The sequence below is a fragment of the Chitinophaga fulva genome (genome assembly GCF_012927205.1).
Classification (GTDB): Bacteria; Bacteroidota; Bacteroidia; order Chitinophagales; family Chitinophagaceae; genus Chitinophaga; species Chitinophaga fulva.
This window is the reverse complement of record NZ_JABBGC010000001.1, coordinates 600544-620718: the sequence shown is the minus strand read 5'-3', so window position 1 is coordinate 620718 and position 20175 is coordinate 600544. Positions and strand designations below refer to the sequence as shown.

Sequence of the window (20175 nt, the reverse complement as noted above, 5' to 3'; positions counted from 1 at the left end):
CCTTTCGCAGGTATATTCCGCGCGAGGAACCGTTTTTTTGTGGTTGGATCAATCTAATATGAAAGTTTTTTTTCGCCGTATTCACTTATACCTCGGGCTGGCGGCAGGCCTGATCATTACCATCAGTTGCCTGACAGGTGCTTTACTGGTATTTGAAAAGGAGCTGACGGAAGCATTTAATCACAGCCGTTATTACGTACAGCCTGAAAAAGAACGGTTACCGCTGGACAAAATCGCCGAAATGGTGAAACAGCAGGTACCGGGCGCGGGTATTTCCCGTATACAGGTATATGCAGATCCTGCCCGCTCACTGGCTGTTCAGCTGGAGGAGGGTAAAAAAGGCGATAAAAACAAAGGCGCCGGCAAAGAAGCCCGTGCAGAAGGTAAAAAAGAGGCCGGCAAAGAAATGAAGCCGGCGGGCAAAGATGCAAAGGGTGGAAAAGAACCTAAAAAAGGAAAAGGCCGCACCGCCTTCGTCAACCCCTATACCGGTAAAGTGATTGAACTTTACAGCTATCAGCAAACATTCTATTACCAGATATTTTCCCTGCACCGCTGGCTGCTGGCCGGAGACACCGGCAAGCTGATCACCGGCATCAGTACCCTGATATTCCTTTTCATCCTCATCACCGGGATTATATTATGGTGGCCCAAAACCCGTAAAATCCTGCAACAGCGCCTTAAAGTAAAATGGGACGGCGGCTGGAAGCGGTTGAATCATGATATGCACATTGTGTTGGGTTTCTATGTCAGCATCTTCCTTTTTATATCTGTATTTACAGCCCTTACCTGGTCGTTTGAATGGTTCAATAAAGGACTGTTCGCAGCGCTTGGTGCTTCTCCCAAAGCAATGGAGGCGCCAGCATCGGTAGCCGTGCCGGAAACAATCAACAGTGTTTCTTATGAAGCGGCTTTGGCACAGGTGAAACAACAGGTGCCTGATGCACAATACTATGCAGTAGCCATGCCTAAAGACAAGGATGCTTCCATACAGGTTACCCTGCTGCCTGCCGGAGCGCTGAATGAAGCCGCTACCACCAGCTATTACCTCGACCAGTTCAGTGGCCAGGTGTTGAAATCCCAGACTTTCAGTGAAAGAAACCTCGGCCAGAAAGTGCGTGGCCTCATCAAGCCTTTACATACCGGTTCTGTGTTTGGATTGCCCTCTAAAATTTTTGCATTGTTGCTGGCTTTGCTGGGCGCTACTTTCCCTACCACCGGTACTATCCTGTGGATCAACAGGACCATGAAGAAAAAGAAAGCGGCTAAAAACAAACGCAGCGCCACCACACCGCTGGCGGCTGCCTGATTTTACCGAAGAATATAATAAAAGTATAAGCCTGGCGCCACTTGCGGCGCCAGGCTTATACTTTTATAGCCGTTGTTGTCTTGCATTTTTTGAAAAACACCATGCAGAAACGGAAGGCTTTTTCACATTGGCATCATCATAATAATTGTTAAAACTCTTTCCCCTGCTGCACTTTAACGTTTTAATGCTGTTTGTGGAACACCGTTTGGCATAGGCTATATAGTAACAACGATCAGCCATGATAAACCAATACGAAGTGCCGGCCTATATAGAAGATCATATACCGGCACTTAAAAAAGCGCTTCATCAGTTTCCGGCGATATTTCACATATACGACACCGTAGGATGTTTCAGTGAATATACCGACAGGCAGCTACGTGAACAGAACTTTCCGGTGGCGGGCAAGTGCCTTCAGTTGGCCGGAAAACTATATGAACGCGGCAATGAAGTGGTAAAAGGGGCTATCACCCGGGTATTTGTACCGGTACTCAGTAAAGTGCCCCTGGGCGATGCCGTGAACCGGATCAGGATATATGGCCTGATACCGGATGCGATTTATGGTCTTTACATACAGCAACAACTCATTTACAATGGAAACAGATGAGGAGATAATTGTCAGGGTAGCGACTCCGGAAGACGTGGATTTTGCGCTGCCCATTGTGGCGGAAATGGAATCCTCCGCCAAAGCCAGGGGTACTGGTATTGCGAAACGGAACCCGATGGATATCAAGAAGAAGATCCTGCAGGGCAATGCAGTCATCGCTTTTACGAAAAGTGGTTTCTGGGCGGGATTCTCCTACATACAGGCCTGGCAGGATGATGGCTTTGTGTCTAACAGCGGCCTGATAGTGGCGCCCGAATTCAGGGGACTGAAAGTGGCGGCGGCCATCAAAAAGAAAATATTTGAGTTAAGTCGTTTTTTATATCCATCTGCAAAAATTTTCAGTATCACTACCGGTTTACCGGTGATGAAATTAAACAGCCGGCTGGGATTTGAGCCGGTCACCTATTCCGAAATTACTACTGACACCCGTTTCTGGGAAGGGTGTAAGAGCTGCATTAACTATCCTGTTCTGGTGGGCCACCAATTTGCGAATTGCTTGTGCACCGCTATGTTATTTTACCCGCCGGAACTGAAAAACCCTGTTCTGTTAAGTACAGCCGATTGATATGAACCGGTGATGCGTCTGCATTGCCGGTTCTCTTTTTATGGCGTCACCTGTATGACCAGTAGCTTATTGATTTTAATAGGGGAGTTGCGCAGGGTGCCGTTGAATTTCAGGTAATAAGTGCTGATAACAGCTTCGGGCAGTTTTTCCAGGTGCGCTACCTGATTAAATAGTGCCTGGCCGCAGTATTTCTTTACGTGTTGCTGTAGGCTTTGGAGGGTTGCGTCGTCGGGAAGCTGATTGGTTTGCGCGGAGGTGTACTTCCGGCAGATAAAAAAGTTGTTGGCTTCCGGATGCAGCTGTTGCCAATCGCTCCGGTGGTGTTTCCATTGGCGGAGCAATTGCCGGCCCACGCGGGCACTGGTTTCAAAACGTTGCCATACTTTTATTTTTTCCGCTTCACCGGTAGTGATGGCCAGCATCTGGCCTTCGATGGTCCGCTTGGGGGCGAGTAAGAAATAGAGGGTGTCGGGATGTTTTTCAAAGTCGTTACGCTGCTGGTCTGCCGAAATCCAGTCCAGGGAAAAATAGCTGTCACCGAAACGCACATACGTAGTACTGTCGCGTGCCACTACAGATACTTCATTGGACGCGACTTTTTCAGCTGATGGTGCCGGAAGGGCAACCAGCTGCATGGTATCAATTTGGACAGGTCTCTCCTTAACAGGTGTTTTTGATTGTTGGCAGGCCGTCATCAGCAGGGATGCCGGCAGAACAAGCTTTAACAGTGTTTTCATAGTATGCGGGATCGTGTAACGAACATTGGCGTTATTACATATCCCTGGGCCCTGTCAGTTATTCGACACTAACGGTGTCGGCTGTACTTATCTGGTTGTCTTTATCCGTCAGGGCTTGCCACAACACATCTTTCAGCTCAGAGATTCCCTGCTGGGTGACAGAGGAGATAAATACATGCGGCACATCTTCCGGCAATTCTGCTGCGATGGCGGCTTTCAGTTCGTCATCGAGCATATCGCTTTTACTGATGGCCAGCAAAAACTGTTTATCCAGGAGCTCGGGATTATACTGTTCCAGTTCATTGACGAGCACATCAAACTCTTTACGGTGATCAGCGCTGTCAGCAGGAATCAGGAATAATAATACGGCGTTTCTTTCAATGTGTCGTAAAAATCGGTGTCCCAGTCCTTTACCTTCATGGGCGCCTTCGATGATACCCGGAAGGTCTGCCATGCAGAAGGATTTGTTGTCACGGTAAGCTACCATCCCCAGTTGAGGGGTGAGGGTGGTGAACGCATAGTCCGCCACTTTGGGTTTGGCGGCCGTGATAGCAGAAAGGAGGGTGGATTTGCCGGCATTCGGGAAGCCTACCAGTCCTACATCGGCCAGTACTTTCAGCTCTACCACTTTCCAGCCTTCCTGTCCGGGCATACCGGGTTGGGCGTATTCCGGCGTTTGGTTGGTCGCTGATTTAAAGTAGGCATTACCGCGGCCACCCTGGCCACCGGGGATCCAGATCACTTCCTGACCATCGTGGAGGATTTCTGCTTCCACGCGGCCGGTTTCTTCATCTTTGGCAGTAGTGCCCAGTGGTACTTCGATGATAATATCCTTTCCGAAGCGGCCGGTGCAGTTGTCGCCACTGCCGTTTTCACCATCTTCAGCCAGCAGGTTTTTATGCCAGCGCAGGTGCAACAGGGTCCATAACTGAGCGTTCCCTCTCAGGATCACGTGTCCGCCTCTGCCACCATCACCACCGTCCGGGCCGGCCATCGCATTAAATTTAGTACGCATGAAATGCATACTGCCTGCGCCGCCTTTACCAGACTTACAAAATACACGGATATAATCTACGAAGTTCGCTTTTTCCACTGATCAATATTTTAAACCAAATATGGCTACTGCCAGAAAATAAAACGCAAAGATCGTTAAGTTTGAGCGAATTTGGTACACTTCCGGTACCATAAGCTCCTAACTTACAATCTTTGCGTGTATAATCAGGTGTGTATGTCTTTCTAATGGCGGGATGAGCCCGTTATACTTTCTCAGCTACCAGCTCATTCAGTTCTTTGCAGAGCAGGTCAAATACTTCTGGTTCGGTGCCATCTCCCTTCACTTTCTTAAACTTACCGAATTTGGCGTAGTGGTCAGCTACGGGCGCGGTTTTATTATGGTATTCCACGATACGGGCTTTTACCACATCTTCAGAGGAATCATCACTGCGGCCGGAGGTCTTGCCACGGTTCAGCAGACGTTTAATCAATTCATCTTCCGGTACTTCGAGGGATAATACCACCGAAATAGCCGTTTTCTTCAGCGCCAGTAACTTGTCCAGCGCTTCCGCCTGAGCAGTAGTACGGGGGAAACCATCAAAAATGAAACCACGGGCTTCCGGATTGGCATCCAGCTTGGAGCTGATCATACCGATCACCACTTCGTCCGGCACCAGTAAACCCTGGTCCATAAACTTGGTGGCTTCCAGACCCAAAGGAGTTTTATTGGCTATCTCTGAACGCAGCAAATCGCCGGTGGACAGATGTATAAGCCCGTACTTATCTATTATCTTAGCACTTTGTGTACCCTTACCGCTACCGGGAGGGCCAAATAAAATGAGATTGACCATGTTTTATTAAAATCTACTTTACTCGCAAGGATGCAAATATAACAAACAATTGAATGTATTGGTAATTAAAATTGCGATTGGTTAAAAAATGTAAAAGATTTAGACAAAATAGTAAAGATATTTTAATATTTATAGCGGAACTGTAAAATATCTTCAATAGAATATTCTAATTTAACGAATATCTGGTGATTTGACAAAAACATATACCATTTTTTAATAATTATTTGATAGTCAGGCACTGGTAATGAAATCTTGCCTGATTATTTGTAAGTTTATGACATGAGGAAACAATTACTGGTTGCAGGACTTACGGGCTTGCTGATGACTGGGAGCGCTATACCTATGCCCCCCGGCGTTATGAACAAAAAGAAGAACAGGAAGGTCAACACCACATCCCATCAGCCACAAGATAAGGCTTCACAATGGGTTGACAGCGTATTTCAATCGCTTACACCGGAAGAACGTATTGCGCAACTCATCGTTATCAGGGCGCATTCCAACCTGGGACAGGACCATATCAATGCCGTGGCCCAGGATATCCGCGATAATAAAGTCGGCGGCCTGATCTTCTTCCAGGGTGGCCCCCTGCGGGAAGCCAACCTCACCAACTACTACCAGTCCATCTCCAAAGTGCCCTTGTTGATATCAGTTGATGGCGAATGGGGCCTGGGCATGCGCCTGGACAGTGTTACCTCTCTGCCCCGCAACATGATGATCGGTGCCACCCGCGATACCGCCCTGGCCTATGAGGCCGGCCGCATCATGGGGGAACAATGTAAACGTATTGGCATCCATCTCGACTATGCACCCGATATGGACATCAACAATAACCCGAACAACCCGGTTATCAACGACCGTTCCTTCGGCGAAAACAAATACCAGGTGGCCAGCCTGGGCGTTGCAGCCATCAGAGGCATGCAATCCACCGGTGTAATGGCCTGCGCCAAACACTTCCCCGGCCATGGCGATACCAACGTGGATTCCCACTTCGACCTGCCCTCTATCAATAAAAGCCGGCAGGCACTCGACTCTCTCGAGCTGTATCCCTTCCGGGAAGCCATCGCCGCAGGCGTAGGCTCCGTCATGGTAGGGCACCTTTTTATTCCCGCCATCGATAACAAACCTAATACACCCACGTCCATTTCCTATAAAGCGGTCACCAAACTGCTGAAGAACGAACTGGGCTACAAAGGCCTCATCGTAACCGATGCGCTCGAAATGAAAGGCATCGCCAAGTTCTACTCCAAGGGACAGGAATCCTTACAGTCCTTACTGGCAGGCAACGACCTCATGATTCTGCCGTCCACCGCCTCCGGTAGCGTGTCTGCTATCATGAAGGCCATCAAAAAAGGACAGATCAGCCAACAGGAAGTAGATGCCCGCGTTAAAAAAGTACTGCATGCCAAATATGACTTAGGTCTCTGGAAACCACAACGCATTGAGACAAATAATCTGACCAATGACCTCAACGCGATGACCGATACGCTGACCCGCCGCATTGCGGAAAAAGCGATCACACTCGTCAGAAACGATCAGAAGCTGATTCCTTTCTCTCCAGCCATGACCCAGCAGAAACTGGCAGTGATTGCTGTAGGAGCCGATGGAAACAACGCTTTCCTGGATGCCGTCAGAGCCTATAAACCCGGCACCGATGCTTTTATCTTCACTTCCCGTCAGACAGTGCAACAGATAGCACCCATTATCTCCCGCATTCAGCGTGACTATAAAGCAGTTATCATCAGCGTGCATAACTTCAGTCGCCGTCCGGCCAATAATTTCGGCCTGTCGCTGGCACAACGCCTGATCGTAAAACAACTGCAATCAGAAATGCCTTCTGCCACCGTGGTATTTGGTAACCCATACGCCATTCAGCACTGGTGCGATGCGCCCGCTATGGTAGCAGCCTATGAAGATGACAGCATTACCCAGAAAGTAGCTGCTGACCTGCTGTTCGGTAAACTGGGGCCCAAAGGCAAACTGCCGGTAACGGTATGTCCCGGGCTGCCGGAAGGAACAGGCATCTCTTATGATGTAAACCTGTATACAGACCTGCCGACCGCCACACCGGCTGAAGCAGGTATGAATGAAAGCCGTCTGGCCGGCATTGATGCCCTTGCCAGTGATATGATCGCCCGCGGCGCTGCGCCCGGCTGCGAAGTGCTGGCCCTGAAAGATGGGAAAATAGTGTACAACCGTACTTTCGGTCACTACGAGTACAACAGCCAAGAGCCGGTTTCCCCTGGTTCTATTTACGATCTGGCTTCTGTCACCAAAGTGTGCGCTACCACCATCTCCATCATGCGCTTGTATGATGAGGGAAAAGTGAGCCTCGATGGTACACTGGGGGAGTATCTGCCCTTTGTAAAGGGCACTGACAAAGCGGGACTGAAAATACGGGACGTGCTGCTGCATCAGGCTGGGCTCGTATCTTTCATTCCGTTCTACAAGGAAACTTTATATCCCGATGGGCGGCCTGATACAGCCTTGTATCACAGCACCGCGGATGAATTATATTCCGTACAGGTAGCTGACAATATGTTCATGGACCACCGCTATGTAGATTCTATCTGGAAAAAAATCCTCGACAGCAAGGTAACCGCCCATCAGGGCTATGTTTACAGTGACCTGGATTTTTTATTCCTCGGCAAAGTGATAGAGCAGGTGACAGGGAAAAGGCTGGACCAATACGTACGGGAAACGTTTTATAAGCCGTTGGGCCTGGCCACTACCGGCTTTCTGCCCAGAGAGCGGTTCCCGCTGTCTTTGCTGGTACCCACCGAACGGGAGAACTTCTTCCGGATGCAGTTGTTGCGCGGTTTTGTGCACGATCCCGGAGCAGCCATGCTGGGTGGCGTTGCGGGCCATGCAGGGCTGTATTCCAATGCGCATGACCTGGGCGTGATTATGCAGATGCTGCTTGATAATGGCTCATTTGGAGGGGTGCAGTATATCAAGCCGGAAACGGTAAGGCTGTTTACCGCTTACAACAGCAACATCAGCCGTCGCGGACTAGGCTTCGATAAACCGGAAAAAGATAATAATACCCGCAGGGAAAGTTATCCTTCCAAACTGACTTCCGGCGCCACTTTTGGGCATACCGGCTTCACTGGTACCTGCATATGGGCAGATCCCGCCAGCAAAATGGTATTCATCTTCCTGAGTAACAGGGTGTATCCCAATGGAGGCTCTAATAGCAAACTGTCGGTTCTCAACACAAGAGGCAAGATGATGGATGTGGTGTATGAAGCGATGAAACCATAGTCATTTGGGGATTTTGGAATTTAGGTTATTTTGATATTGCTAAAATGCGAAGGAGATTATCAGACGATAATCTCCTTCGCATTTTAAATAACCAATTAACCAAATCAGAAAGTAATATGCAGTATTATTTTTCTACGGAAACGAGCCTGCTAACCATGGTCTGAGTTTTGATGCCGATGGCTTTTTCTGCTACTTTGTTTTTGCCGCTTCTGATTTCAAAGATGTACTGGCCATCTTCGAGGGATTGCAGATTGTAGCGGGCTTCAAATTTAACAGTTGCAGGTAATACTTCCCGGTGAAGGGTGTTGTTGTAGCTATCTTTGATGTAAAGTGTCAACTTTTCGTTTTCCGGATTGATCACCGCCAGTGTGAAGTTCAGCGTTTCTTTTTCAGGCTGGCTGATTTCCACTTCCAAATCCTTTTTGATGCCGGATGAAGGCTGCTCTGCAACAAACCGGGTGTTGTTGTAAGCGAAAGATCTTTCCTGTGCATGCATGGTTACAAAGGGAATGAGGATAGTGGCTAATACAATCATCGTTACTTTGGGTACTAAAACAAAACAAAAGTGTTTCATGACATTATTTTTTTAATGTGTTGTCTTTTTTACTTGTTTGGGCAGTATTAGCTAATACAATTAATGCCGTTTAATTTTCAATGCAAAGCTCCGACACCAGCGTTAACAGAACATTACGCGATTGTTAAAAGAATGTGAGTATTTCGGGAGCCCTAATTCACTATTTTTGCAGCGTTTATGGAAACAGTAGATATCAAGAACAACCGTCCGGTAGCCATCTGGCTGTATATAGGAGTGGGCATGCTGGTAATCCAGGTATTATTGGGAGGGCTGACCCGGTTAACCGGCTCCGGCCTGTCGATTACAGAGTGGCAACCGCTGTTGGGCGCTTTCCCACCAATGAATGAGGCGGCCTGGCAAAAAGCCTTTGACGGATATAAGCAGATTGCACAATATAAATATGTCAACAGCCATTTCACCTTATCAGATTTTAAATTCATCTATTTCTGGGAATGGCTGCACCGTGACTGGGCACGTTTGATCGGTGTGGTATTCATTATACCGTTCATTTATTTCCTTGCCAAGAACAAGATCAGAAAAGAGATGATCAACCCGATGATTGTGCTGTTTGTGCTGGGAGGCCTGCAGGGACTTATCGGCTGGATCATGGTAAAAAGCGGCCTGAACGACGAAAACCTTTATGTAAGCCATATCCGGCTGGCCATACACTTTATGTCGGCGCTGGTGCTGCTGTGCTATCTCTTCTGGTTTGCCTTGAAAACCAGCATTCCCGGTAAGGAAATCCTCAAGGTCCCTTCCCTGAAGCGGTTAAACGTCTGGTTGCTGGCCCTTGTGACCGTACAGCTGGTGTATGGCGCTTTTATGGCAGGCCTGCATGCCGCACTGGTAGCCAATACCTGGCCAGATATCAACGGCGCCTGGGTACCTGCGGGCATGTTTTCCCAGGGCGGCTTTCTGACAGATATTGTTCATAATGCCATAACAATTCAGTTTATACACCGCGGACTGGCATACCTGATTACCATCCTGATCGCCGTATGGTGGTGGAAATCAGCACAAACGCCTGCCAACAGCCTGCTGCATGCTATTCGTTACCTGCCGCTGCTGCTGGTATTGCTGCAGGTGCTGCTGGGCGTACTCACGTTGCTCAATAGCCAGGTGAAAATACCGATCACCTATGGTATCCTTCACCAGTGTGTAGGTATGCTGTTGCTGCTTTCGCTGGTATGGACACTGTACCTCAGCAGGGCGCCACAAGATTAATTACGACTACCAATAATAGACAAGGGGTTCATGCATTGCGTGAGCCCCTTATTTATTATTACTGATTTTTTACGTAGGTTTATTAGTAATTATCGTTAGTAATTATCGGTCTGATGAAGGTGAAGCTATTCCTAATAAAAACGTACTATTCTTTCCCTGTTCAGTTGCTCCTGCTGCATTTCAGGAAATATCAGGTGTTGCTCATCTTCTGGGTAATTCTTTTTAGCACGATCAATGGCGGATTTGCCAAGGTATTTGGCGGAGACGCGCTCTTTTTGGCGCCGGAATACCTGGGGAAGGTGAATTTCTATAGTACGGCGATTCTTGGACTGGCCACCGGCATGTTTATCATGAGCTGGCAGATCACTACCTTCATCCTGCATACCGGCCGCTTTAAGTTCCTGGCCACCACTTCTCAGCCTTTCTTCCGTTACTGCCTCAATAATTCGCTCATTCCGCTGGCTTTTTTTATCTGCCTGATTTATCGCGGATGGCAATACCAGCGATATGAACAATTGAGCTCCATTCCCGACATTCTCCTGCTGGGAGAAGGGTTTATCTGCGGTGCGCTGTTTATCGTATTTTTTGGGTTCTTTTACTTTTTTAATGCTGATAAAAACATCGGCCGGAGACTGGAGAAACGTTTTGGCAACCCGCGTAATTTCCTGCGGGTAATCCTCAAACCCACGCAGGAACCTGACGAGAATGCACTGCCGGTCCACAACTATTTCTCTACGCCCTGGAAAATCCGCCGGGCAAGAAATGTAGACCACTACAATAAACACTATCTCGACAGCATCCTCAAACAACATCACTTTGCCGCGATGATCACCGTGGGCTGTGCCCTGATTTTTTTGATGATACTGGCCTATATGATGGATTATGAAGTATTCAGGATTCCTGCCGGCGCCAGTGTGTTGATCTTTTTCGCATTCCTGATCGGAGTGGCAGGCGCCTATTCTTACCTGTTGCAGACATGGTCTATCCCGGTGGTGCTGGTGCTGTTGTTTGGGCTCAACTGGATGGTGGAGCACAATTGGGTAGACAACAGAAATAAGGCGTACGGGCTTGATTACCAACAGAAAAAGGCGCGACCGGAATATAGCGTCGAGGCATTGCAGCGTTTCTTTACCCGCGAGCGGTACGAAGCAGACAGGATACAATCCCTCGAAATTCTGAAGAAGTGGCGTAGTCATTTCCCGGCAAATAAGAAGCCACGCCTGATCGTCATGAACTTCAGCGGCGGCGGCAGCCGTTCCGCTACCTGGTCGTTGCATGTGTTACAACGATTGGACAGTCTTTTGCACGGCCAGTTAATGAAAAACACGGTGCTGATGACCGGCGCGTCCGGCGGCATGTTGGGCGCCAGCTATTTCCGGGAACTGTATTATCAGCAGCTAATGGGGAAGCCCATCCGGTTAACAGACAGTATCTATACAGAGCGTGTTTCGAGAGACTTGCTGAATTCCGTGTTCAGTGCGATGGCGGTGAATGATTTTATCACCCCCTGGCGCACATTTACGATGGATAACAAGCGGTATGCAAAAGACCGCGGTTATGCCTTCGAGATGCAGTTGAACCAGAACACCGATAATACCCTGAATAAGATATTGAGAGATTACAAAGCACCGGAGCAAAATGCAGAAATTCCGATGCTGATCTGGAACGCCACTATCAATGCAGACGGGCGCCGGTTGATGATTTCGCCGCAGCCGGTCAGTTATCTGTGCAGTCCGCAGTACCTGTATCCCACGAGGCAGGTGCGGGATATTGATGGAGTAGATTTTGCACAATACTATGCCAATCAGAATGCGATGGACCTGCGGGTGACCAGCGCCATCCGGATGTGTGCTACTTTCCCTTATGTGTTGCCTAACACCTTCCTGCCCAGCAATCCCATTGTAGATGTGATGGATGCCGGCATCAGGGATAATTTCGGCCAACAGACAACGCTGCGTTATCTCTATACTTTCAGTAAGTGGATCAATGAAAATACCAGCGGGGTAGTGTATATACAGATCAGGGATACCCGCAAGAATGATATTACCCCGATCAAGAAAACCAAAGATCTCAGCGACCTGCTGTTTGAGCCATTGTTTACCATGCAGCAGCACTGGAGCGCCATGCAGGATTTTGATCAGGATGACCTGGTCAATTTCATGGAGGGATATTTCCCTGATAAATTTCACCGCATCATTTTCCAGTATGTACCTCAGAAGCAAGACAAAGGGGCAGCATTATCCTGGCATCTCACTTCCCGTGAGAAGCTGGATATTGCTCATGCGCTTGATAATCCGGCGAACCAGAGTGCGCTGGATTTTGTCGTTAAGCTGATGGAAGAGTAGCCTGCTTATTTTCCTTCTGCGCCTGGCTAACATTCGATTGGCCGGCAGATTTCCTTTTTAATGCAATAGAAAGTCCAGCAGCGGCGTGATGAATTTCGTATAGGCCTCTATGTGAGGCAGGTGACCAACACCCTCAATAGGTATCAGGGTGGCATGGGGAATGCGTTTGGCTGCATCTTTTCCCAGTTCGGGATAATTGCCCAGTGTTTTACGGATGTCGGGAGGTACATTGGCTTTTCCCAATGCGGTACGGTCACGTTGACCAATAATCAGCAGGGTAGGGGCCTGAATGTTAGGGAATTCATAGTATACCGGCTGGGTGAAAATCATATCGTAAGTGAGGGCCGAATTCCAGGCTACCTGCGCGTAATCAGGGCTTTGAATCCAGCTGGCCTGGAGGGATGCCCATTTATCGTATGCCGGTTTCCATTGTCCGGCGTAATAATTATCCAGTTGATATTGTTTGATTTTATCGTAGGTCTGTTTCAGCTCAGAGTGATACCATTTATCCACAGATTGGTACGGAACCACCACTTTCCAGTCTTCCAGTCCGATGGGGTTTTCCAGGATAAGTTTGGTGGTGATGCCGGGATACATAAGGGCAAAGCGGGCAGCGAGCATTCCTCCCATAGAATGCCCGAGGATGGCGGCTTTGTGGATATCGAGGGTGTCCAGCAAGGCTTTGGTGTTTTGTGCTAAAAACTGAAAGCTGTATTGCAGGTGTGCTGGTTTGGATGACTTGCCAAAGCCTATCTGGTCGGGGATGATGACACGGAAACCGCTGTTGGCGAGGCTGGCTGCGGTGCTGTCCCAGTAGGCGCCACAGAAGTTTTTGCCATGCAGGAGTACTGCTGTTTGACCGTTGGGACGGGAAGGCTGTACATCCATATAAGCCATGATGAGGGGTTGGCCCTGGGCCTGGAATTTAAAATAATGGACGGGGTAGGGGTATTTGTAGGTTGATAACATAATGTCTTGTTTAACAATTGTTTGTGCATTCAGTGGTGAGAGGTGGAAGCAGCAACAGGCCAGCAACAAAAGGAAAAGGGTACGTTTCATGCAGGTAGATTTATATCGGGAGGGAAATCAAATCTCCCGCCATAAAGGTGGCGGGATGTGCCTGCTAAGGAAGGTTTCCGTCATGGTAAAATATGAAAGGCTATAATTTGTTGATAATGAATTTGTTGTGAGGGTATTTGTACAAGTGACTAAATGGTTACATTTATTTAAAGCACGAATCCTTCATTCTCGTCAGGTTTTCGTACCTTTGCGCCTCATTTTTGCAGCTATGAGCTATAATCTTACAAGCTGCTTATAGCTAAAGAATTAAGTATATGAACATTCGTAATATTGCAATTATCGCACACGTAGACCATGGTAAAACTACCCTGGTTGACAAAATTCTTCATCAGACGAACGTTTTCCGGGCCAATCAGGAATCCGGCGAGCTGATCATGGACAGCAACGATCTTGAAAGAGAACGTGGTATTACCATTTTCAGTAAGAACGCTTCTGTTGAATACAAAGGCACCAAGATTAATGTGATCGATACCCCAGGCCACGCCGACTTTGGAGGTGAGGTAGAGCGCGTATTGAAAATGGCAGATGGTGTAATCCTGCTGGTTGACGCTTTTGAAGGCCCGATGCCACAGACCCGCTTTGTGTTGCAGAAAGCTTTACAGCTGAACCTGAAACCTATCGTGGTGATCAACAAAGTGGACAAGGCTAACTGCCGTCCTGATGAAGTACACGATGCTGTATTTGAATTGTTCTTCAACCTCGATGCGACTGAAGAGCAGCTGAACTTCCCGACCTTCTATGGTTCCGGTAAAAATGGCTGGTTCAACTCTTCCCTCGAGCAATGCGCTGATATCACTCCGCTGATGGATGGTATCATTGAACACGTTCCTTCTCCTAAGATCCCTGAAGGTAACCTGCAGCTGCAGATCACTTCCCTGGATTACTCTTCTTTCCTTGGTCGTATCGCAGTAGGTAAAGTAACCCGTGGTTCCATCGAAGAAAATCAGTGGATCACCCTGATGCAGGCTGACGGTACCGCTAAAAGACAGAAGGTACGTGAGCTGTACATCTTTGAAGCTTTAGGTAAAAGAAAAGTAACTCAGGTACTGGCTGGCGACATCTGCGCCGTAGTAGGTATCGAAGATTTTAATATCGGTGACACCATCGCTGATGGTGAAGCGCCGGAAGCACTGGCAGTTATCAGCGTGGACGAACCGACCATGAACATGCTGTTCGGTATCAACAACTCACCTTTCTTTGGTAAAGATGGTAAGTTCGTTACTTCCCGCCACCTGCGTGACCGTCTGGTAAAAGAAACTGAAAAGAACCTGGCGCTGCGTGTAGTAGATACAGACAGTGCAGATAGCTTCCTGGTATACGGCCGTGGTATCCTTCACCTGGGCGTATTGATCGAAACTATGCGCCGTGAAGGTTATGAGCTGACTGTTGGTCAACCGCAGGTTATCGTGAAACACATCGACGGTAAAAAATGTGAACCATACGAAACCCTGGTGGTAGACGTTCCACAGGAATTCGCCAGCAAGGTAATTGACCTGGTAACCCGCCGTAAAGGTGAAATGCTGATCATGGAAACTAAAGGTGAAATGCAACACCTGGAATTTGAAATTCCTTCCCGTGGTCTGATCGGTCTGCGTACACAAATGCTGACCGCCACTGCCGGCGAAGCTGTAATGGCTCACCGCTTCAACGATTACAAAGCCTGGAAAGGTGCAATCCCCGGCCGTAACAACGGTGTGCTGATTGCTAAAGAAGCTGGTTCCACTACTGCTTACTCCCTCGATAAATTACAGGACAGAGGTTCTTTCTTCGTTGATCCGGGAGAAGAAGTGTACAAAGGCATGATCATCGGTGAAAACAACAAACCTGGTGATCTGGTGGTAAACCCGAACGAAGGCAAGAAACTGACCAACATGCGCGCCAGCGGTAGCGATGGCGCTGCGAATATCGCACCTAAAATTCTGATGACACTGGAAGAATGCATGGAATACATCCAGCATGATGAGTGCATCGAAGTTACGCCTAACTTCATCCGTATGCGTAAAACCATCCTGGACGAAGAAGAACGTAAGAGAAGTGCAAAAAGCATGAAAGCTGAAGCCTAGTCTGATTAGAAGGCCCGCCGTTAAGGCAGGTTCATATAGTGATAGCACTAAGTTTTAAAAATGTTTGAGATAAAGAGGCTGACCAATTGGTCAGCCTCTTTTGTTTTTCCAGGGCTGAAACCCTGGGACCAAAAAAACATCAGGTTGTGTCAGAAGTATCGGGAAAGGTGGAGAATTAGAGGATCGAGGTACTAACCGGGAGAGTCTGGCTGCTCAAAGATTACAGCCTAGGGCAGCCTTAGTCTGGATTTCAGAAATTGAGGTATACGGTTTAACGCTGAAAATTTAAGGCTTAAAGCTGTCGTCGGTTTACTCCAAAACTGGAAATTAGGGAAATCAAATATTGTAGCCCAAAGCCTTATAAGCCTTGAAATTTCACAGATCAGGCCCCATAACTTTAACTCCGGAATCGGAAATCCAGCATATAACACCATAGCTGATAGCTCATATTATAGCTGAAAGGAATCATAGTTCGCAGCTTAAATAGCTCATCGCGCAATGTTAGAAATTGAAAAACACCGTAGCCCAGGGCTTCAGCCCTGGGATTCCCGGGATCCCAAAATTCCCGGGCAAAAAAAATCCCCGCCCAGGATAAGGCAGGGATGTGCATACTAACCCAATGCTTACTAAAACTAAAACTAACTTCTATGTATGTATAGTAAAGAGTAAATTTACTTTTGTGCGGCTTACATAATAATTAAGCCTCTTCTTGTTTCTCCGCAATTTTCTGTTTGATCTTTGCTTCGATTTCTGCGGACAGTTCCGGATTGTCGCCCAGTAATTGTTTTACCGCATCACGGCCCTGACCCAGTTTGTTGGTGTCATAGCTGAACCAGCTACCGCTTTTCTGAATGATACCGTATTCTACGCCCATGTCGATGATCTCACCCATTTTGGAGATACCCTGACCGTAGATGATATCAAATTCAGCCTGACGGAACGGAGGTGCTACTTTGTTTTTTACCACTTTCACTTTTACACGGTTACCTACCGCTTCATCGCCGTCTTTAATCTGGCTCATACGGCGGATGTCCAGCCTTACTGATGCATAGAACTTCAGTGCGTTACCACCGGTAGTGGTTTCCGGGTTACCAAACATAACACCGATTTTTTCACGTAACTGGTTAATGAATATGCAGCAGCAGTTGGTTTTGGCGATGGTGGCTGTCAGCTTACGCAGTGCCTGGGACATCAAACGTGCCTGCAGGCCCATTTTGCTTTCACCCATTTCACCTTCCAGCTCGCTCTTCGGTACCAGTGCGGCTACAGAGTCAATCACCACTACGTCTACTGCCCCGGATAAAATCAGACGGTCCGCAATTTCCAGCGCCTGCTCACCATGGTCGGGCTGTGAAATCAGGAGAGAATCCACATCCACACCCAGCCTGCGGGCATAGCTGCTGTCAAAGGCGTGCTCCGCATCCACAATGGCGCAAATACCACCTTTTTTCTGTGCTTCAGCAATCGTATGGATCGCTACGGTAGTTTTACCAGAAGATTCAGGACCATAGATCTCAATAATCCTTCCTTTCGGAAAACCGCCAATGCCCAGTGCGATATCAAGCCCCAGTGAACCGGAAGAAATTACTTCCATTGGAGCTTCTGCTTTTTCGCCCATCATCATCACAGATCCCTTACCGAAATCTTTCTCAATCTTATCCATTGTAAGGCGTAACGCCTTCAGTTTTTCTGTATTGGCTGTAGACATATCTGTAGTTGTTTTTTACAAATTTAATCGAAAAGCATATCTCCAACTGGAATGCTAAATTATAACCTAATTTTTGATTTTCCTAAATTTTTTAGCATTTTATTTTTAATGCTAAAAAAACTAGTATTTATATCGTATTCGCTCTCACTTTTTTCGCTTCGCCCTAACGACATAACAAAGATCCGAAGCCATTACGCATTGAATGTGCGTAATCATCGTCCTTGAAAAAAATTTTTATGGTAAGCTCAGGGGGAAAATACTGCATTTTGAAAAAGCGTAGTTATACTCTTGAGGTTAAATGCAGAATATCGGACTTTTGCATTGTCAAGTTTAGTTGTTGATGATTGTACCCCAGATGTTTGTTAGATTGTTTGTTAACCTGCCTTGCGGCCTTACATCCATGTTACCGGAATAAGCGGTCCGGCTGTTAAGGTAAACCCCAAAAAGTCTTTTCCCCATCCAAAACATAGCATATTCCTTGTTGGGTTTTCTCCTGAAAGAGAAAGCCGGCAGGGAGTATGCTACCGTTGGAAGATCAAATCACCAGAAACCAGCACGCGGCCAGCTGGGTAATGATACCAATAAATAAACCGGTATAAATTTCTGCGGGGTTATGTGCATTCAGCACCATCCTGGCGGTAGCTACAATGCCCGTTACAAAAAAGGTGATCACCAGCGGTAACGACACGTTCATATGCATGCCCCACATGAGCGCCAGCAGGAAACCTACTACGCCGCCCCAGCCAATACTATGCAGGCTGGTCTTCATAAAACTATTGGTAATGAACGAGATGGACACTGCCAGGAAGGACCCCAGGAAAAAAGCGGTGTAGAACCGTGGCGCACGGCCTTCCTGTAAAAAGGTGTAAAAAGCCCAGAAATAATAAATAATAATAGCAACGTAAGGAATGATCCGCTCACGCTGCGTCTTCATATATACAGACGCCACAAATCCCAGTTGTTTGGCCAGCAGCACTGTCAGCAACGGGAAAAATATCGTAATGACCACCACCCGGAAATACAATATATCAAAAGCAAATTTTTTGCTCAGCGGCTTAAATGCCACCATGTATTCGGGGATGGACTGTAATATTAAAAAGGTTACCAGCGTGGGAATAAACAGCGGATGGGTGATATAGGAGATAACCTGCGCCAGCGATCTGGCAGCGGGTGAAAATACCGGACCATCACTGGTACGCATGTTACTTTCCGGTAACGCTTGTTCGTGCATCATGTTGTTCTTATAATTCTTTACGTAAACGGGCAACCGGTATATTCAGCTGTTCCCTGTATTTGGCCACCGTACGGCGGGCAATATTATATCCCTTGTCCTGCAGCATTTTGGTAAGATTCTCGTCACTCAGCGGCTTCCGTTTGTTCTCTGCCTCTATCAGATCAGATAAAATCTTCTTCACTTCCCGGGTGGATACTTCCTCGCCACTGTCGGTTGACAGCGACTCGGAGAAAAAGAACTTCAGCTTGAAGGTGCCGAATTCTGTCTGCACATATTTACTGTTGGCCACACGGCTCACCGTGGAGATGTCCAGCTGGGTACGGTCGGCAATATCCTTCAGGATCATCGGCTTCATCGTGGTTTCATCACCGGTCAGGAAAAACTCCCGCTGGTAGTCCATGATAGACTCCATGGTGGACAACAGGGTATGCTGCCGCTGTTTGATGGCGTCAATAAACCATTTGGCGGCATCAATTTTCTGTTTGATAAACAACACTGCCTCTTTCTGGCGCTTGTCTTTCTTGTCCCCGCGGTCATATTCCCGCAGCATGTCTTTATAGCCGCCGGAAATCCGCAGGTCAGGCGCATTGCGTGAATTCAGCGTCAGTTCGAGTTTACCGGCATTGTTCATGATGAAAAAGTCCGGTAATACGTAACTCTCTGCTTTGTTGAGCGTGGCGTAGTTGCCGCCCGGTTTGGGATTCAGCTTGATAATCTGATTGATGGAGGCTTTCAGGCCTTCATCGCTCAGGCTCAATGCTTTCTGTATCTTTTCGTAGTGTTTCTTGGTAAACTCGTCGAAGTAGTTTTCGAGGATCAGATAGGCGGTGTGTACGCCTTCATCGTCCTGCGGTTTCCGCTTCAGTTGCAGCAGCAGGCACTCTTTCAGATCAGTGGCGCATACGCCGGCAGGGTCGAACTCCTGGATTTTTTTGATCAGCTCCCGGATTTCTTCTTCGGAAGTATCTATATTCTGAGAGAAAGAGAGATCATCCACCATCGCGCTTACTTCGCGGCGCAGATAACCATCATCGTCGATGCTGCCGATAATATGTTCGGCAATGGCGTTCTGGTGATCGTCCAGCTCCAGCATCCCCAGCTGGCTCAGAAGATGTTCGTGGAAAGATGTTTCCACCCGGATAGGAATGGTTTTGTTGCTCTCGTCCGGATCGGGATAATTGTCGTCCCGCAGTTTATAATCTGCTACGTCATCATCTCCATCACTTACATATTCGGAAATATCAATATTGTCATATTCGCTTTCACTGCCATCTGGTTCAAACTCGTCTTCTTCGTCACCTTCACTTTCTGTCTTAGCGTCAAAATCTTCCTGCTCTTTGAATTCATCTTCATGTGTTTCTTCACCGTATTCGAGGGCAGGGTTTTCTTCCAGTTCTTCTTTAATCCTTTCTTCCAGGTTGACAGTAGGTACCTGCAGCAACTTCATTAGCTGAATCTGCTGTGGTGAAAGCTTCTGTAATAACTTTTGCTGTTGTGTCTGCTTTAGCATAATAATCGTTCCCTACAGGGCAAAATTAATAAGTATAAGGTTAACGATAGCCTTACCGCCTTTAGCAGTCAACAGTTAGCAGTAATTACCGGCTAACGGAGGCAGCTAACAGCCGGA

Annotated in this window: 15 protein-coding genes; 7 read left to right on the top strand and 8 right to left on the bottom strand. The window is 47.6% G+C overall.

All coding sequences use genetic code 11. The features are described from left to right. The first annotated feature begins 58 nt into the window (after positions 1–58). The 3 genes from HHL17_RS02690 (at position 59) to HHL17_RS02680 (ending at position 2478) form a co-directional block, all read left to right on the top strand. Positions 59–1309, top strand: a complete 1251-nt coding sequence (locus HHL17_RS02690; RefSeq protein WP_169223251.1) for a PepSY-associated TM helix domain-containing protein — start codon at positions 59–61, stop codon at positions 1307–1309. Positions 1310–1547: 238 nt separating this feature from the next. Further along, positions 1548–1913, top strand: a complete 366-nt coding sequence (locus HHL17_RS02685; protein WP_169223250.1) for a DUF7674 family protein — start codon at positions 1548–1550, stop codon at positions 1911–1913. After that, the gene (locus tag HHL17_RS02680) at positions 1900–2478 is read left to right on the top strand and encodes an N-acetyltransferase (protein WP_169223249.1); all 579 of its coding nucleotides are present in this window, start codon (positions 1900–1902) and stop codon (positions 2476–2478) included. Before HHL17_RS02685 ends, HHL17_RS02680 begins: the two co-directional genes overlap by 14 nt. A gap of 38 nt (positions 2479–2516) precedes the next feature. Here HHL17_RS02680 and HHL17_RS02675 read toward each other — a convergent pair whose 3' ends face one another. The 3 genes from HHL17_RS02675 to HHL17_RS02665 all read right to left on the bottom strand — a co-directional run bounded on the left by HHL17_RS02675 (position 2517) and on the right by HHL17_RS02665 (position 5059). Then, positions 2517–3215, bottom strand: a complete 699-nt coding sequence (locus HHL17_RS02675) for a hypothetical protein (protein WP_169223248.1) — start codon at positions 3213–3215, stop codon at positions 2517–2519. Between the two features lie 58 nt (positions 3216–3273). After that, the gene (gene obgE, locus HHL17_RS02670; protein WP_169223247.1) at positions 3274–4308 is read right to left on the bottom strand and encodes a GTPase ObgE; all 1035 of its coding nucleotides are present in this window, start codon (positions 4306–4308) and stop codon (positions 3274–3276) included. A 163-nt stretch (positions 4309–4471) separates the two neighbouring features. Then, the gene (locus HHL17_RS02665) at positions 4472–5059 is read right to left on the bottom strand and encodes an adenylate kinase (protein ID WP_169223246.1); all 588 of its coding nucleotides are present in this window, start codon (positions 5057–5059) and stop codon (positions 4472–4474) included. 279 nt (positions 5060–5338) lie between these two features. Here HHL17_RS02665 and HHL17_RS02660 point away from each other — a divergent pair, with 279 nt between their 5' ends. Further along, positions 5339–8320: a glycoside hydrolase family 3 N-terminal domain-containing protein gene (locus HHL17_RS02660; protein ID WP_169223245.1), complete on the top strand. Its 2982-nt coding sequence runs from the start codon at positions 5339–5341 to the stop codon at positions 8318–8320. A gap of 124 nt (positions 8321–8444) precedes the next feature. Here the strand turns inward: HHL17_RS02660 and HHL17_RS02655 are convergent, their stop codons facing one another. Beyond that, positions 8445–8894 carry a hypothetical protein gene (locus HHL17_RS02655; protein ID WP_169223244.1) on the bottom strand — a complete coding sequence of 150 codons (450 nt, stop codon included), beginning with the start codon at positions 8892–8894 and terminating at the stop codon, positions 8445–8447. Positions 8895–9071: 177 nt separating this feature from the next. Here HHL17_RS02655 and HHL17_RS02650 point away from each other — a divergent pair, with 177 nt between their 5' ends. Together HHL17_RS02650 and HHL17_RS02645 are read left to right on the top strand one after the other, a co-directional pair. Next, positions 9072–10118, top strand: coding sequence for a COX15/CtaA family protein (locus HHL17_RS02650; protein ID WP_169223243.1), 1047 nt, complete (start codon positions 9072–9074; stop codon positions 10116–10118). Between the two features lie 113 nt (positions 10119–10231). Beyond that, positions 10232–12463 (top strand): patatin-like phospholipase family protein, encoded by a 2232-nt coding sequence (locus tag HHL17_RS02645; RefSeq protein WP_169223242.1) that lies wholly within the window; start codon positions 10232–10234, stop codon positions 12461–12463. Positions 12464–12520: 57 nt separating this feature from the next. Here the strand turns inward: HHL17_RS02645 and HHL17_RS02640 are convergent, their stop codons facing one another. After that, positions 12521–13522, bottom strand: coding sequence for an alpha/beta fold hydrolase (locus HHL17_RS02640; protein ID WP_169223241.1), 1002 nt, complete (start codon positions 13520–13522; stop codon positions 12521–12523). Between the two features lie 275 nt (positions 13523–13797). Here HHL17_RS02640 and typA point away from each other — a divergent pair, with 275 nt between their 5' ends. Then, a complete protein-coding gene (gene typA / locus HHL17_RS02635) occupies positions 13798–15606 on the top strand; it encodes a translational GTPase TypA (RefSeq protein WP_169223240.1) in 1809 nt (602 codons plus the stop codon). A 697-nt stretch (positions 15607–16303) separates the two neighbouring features. On the opposite strand, the gene recA is transcribed toward typA, so the two are convergent. The 3 genes from recA to rpoN form a co-directional block, all read right to left on the bottom strand. Further along, positions 16304–17314 (bottom strand): recombinase RecA, encoded by a 1011-nt coding sequence (gene recA, locus HHL17_RS02630; protein ID WP_169223239.1) that lies wholly within the window; start codon positions 17312–17314, stop codon positions 16304–16306. A gap of 535 nt (positions 17315–17849) precedes the next feature. Then, positions 17850–18548: a hypothetical protein gene (locus HHL17_RS02625; protein ID WP_169223238.1), complete on the bottom strand. Its 699-nt coding sequence runs from the start codon at positions 18546–18548 to the stop codon at positions 17850–17852. A gap of 7 nt (positions 18549–18555) precedes the next feature. Then, a complete protein-coding gene (rpoN, locus tag HHL17_RS02620) occupies positions 18556–20058 on the bottom strand; it encodes an RNA polymerase factor sigma-54 (RefSeq protein WP_169223237.1) in 1503 nt (500 codons plus the stop codon). Positions 20059–20175 lie beyond the last annotated feature (117 nt).

Bases quoted from the DNA above. Each gene is read 5' to 3' on its own strand.
- HHL17_RS02690 (WP_169223251.1), top strand. From the start codon at position 59: ATGAAAGTTTTTTTTCGCCGTATTCACTTATACCTCGGGCTGGCGGCA.
- HHL17_RS02685 (WP_169223250.1), top strand. From the start codon at position 1,548: ATGATAAACCAATACGAAGTGCCGGCCTATATAGAAGATCATATACCG.
- HHL17_RS02680 (WP_169223249.1), top strand. From the start codon at position 1,900: ATGGAAACAGATGAGGAGATAATTGTCAGGGTAGCGACTCCGGAAGAC.
- HHL17_RS02675 (WP_169223248.1), bottom strand. From the start codon at position 3,215: ATGAAAACACTGTTAAAGCTTGTTCTGCCGGCATCCCTGCTGATGACG.
- HHL17_RS02665 (WP_169223246.1), bottom strand. From the start codon at position 5,059: ATGGTCAATCTCATTTTATTTGGCCCTCCCGGTAGCGGTAAGGGTACA.
- HHL17_RS02660 (WP_169223245.1), top strand. From the start codon at position 5,339: ATGAGGAAACAATTACTGGTTGCAGGACTTACGGGCTTGCTGATGACT.
- HHL17_RS02655 (WP_169223244.1), bottom strand. From the start codon at position 8,894: ATGAAACACTTTTGTTTTGTTTTAGTACCCAAAGTAACGATGATTGTA.
- HHL17_RS02650 (WP_169223243.1), top strand. From the start codon at position 9,072: ATGGAAACAGTAGATATCAAGAACAACCGTCCGGTAGCCATCTGGCTG.
- HHL17_RS02645 (WP_169223242.1), top strand. From the start codon at position 10,232: ATGAAGGTGAAGCTATTCCTAATAAAAACGTACTATTCTTTCCCTGTT.
- HHL17_RS02640 (WP_169223241.1), bottom strand. From the start codon at position 13,522: ATGAAACGTACCCTTTTCCTTTTGTTGCTGGCCTGTTGCTGCTTCCAC.
- typA (WP_169223240.1), top strand. From the start codon at position 13,798: ATGAACATTCGTAATATTGCAATTATCGCACACGTAGACCATGGTAAA.
- recA (WP_169223239.1), bottom strand. From the start codon at position 17,314: ATGTCTACAGCCAATACAGAAAAACTGAAGGCGTTACGCCTTACAATG.
- HHL17_RS02625 (WP_169223238.1), bottom strand. From the start codon at position 18,548: ATGATGCACGAACAAGCGTTACCGGAAAGTAACATGCGTACCAGTGAT.
- rpoN (WP_169223237.1), bottom strand. From the start codon at position 20,058: ATGCTAAAGCAGACACAACAGCAAAAGTTATTACAGAAGCTTTCACCA.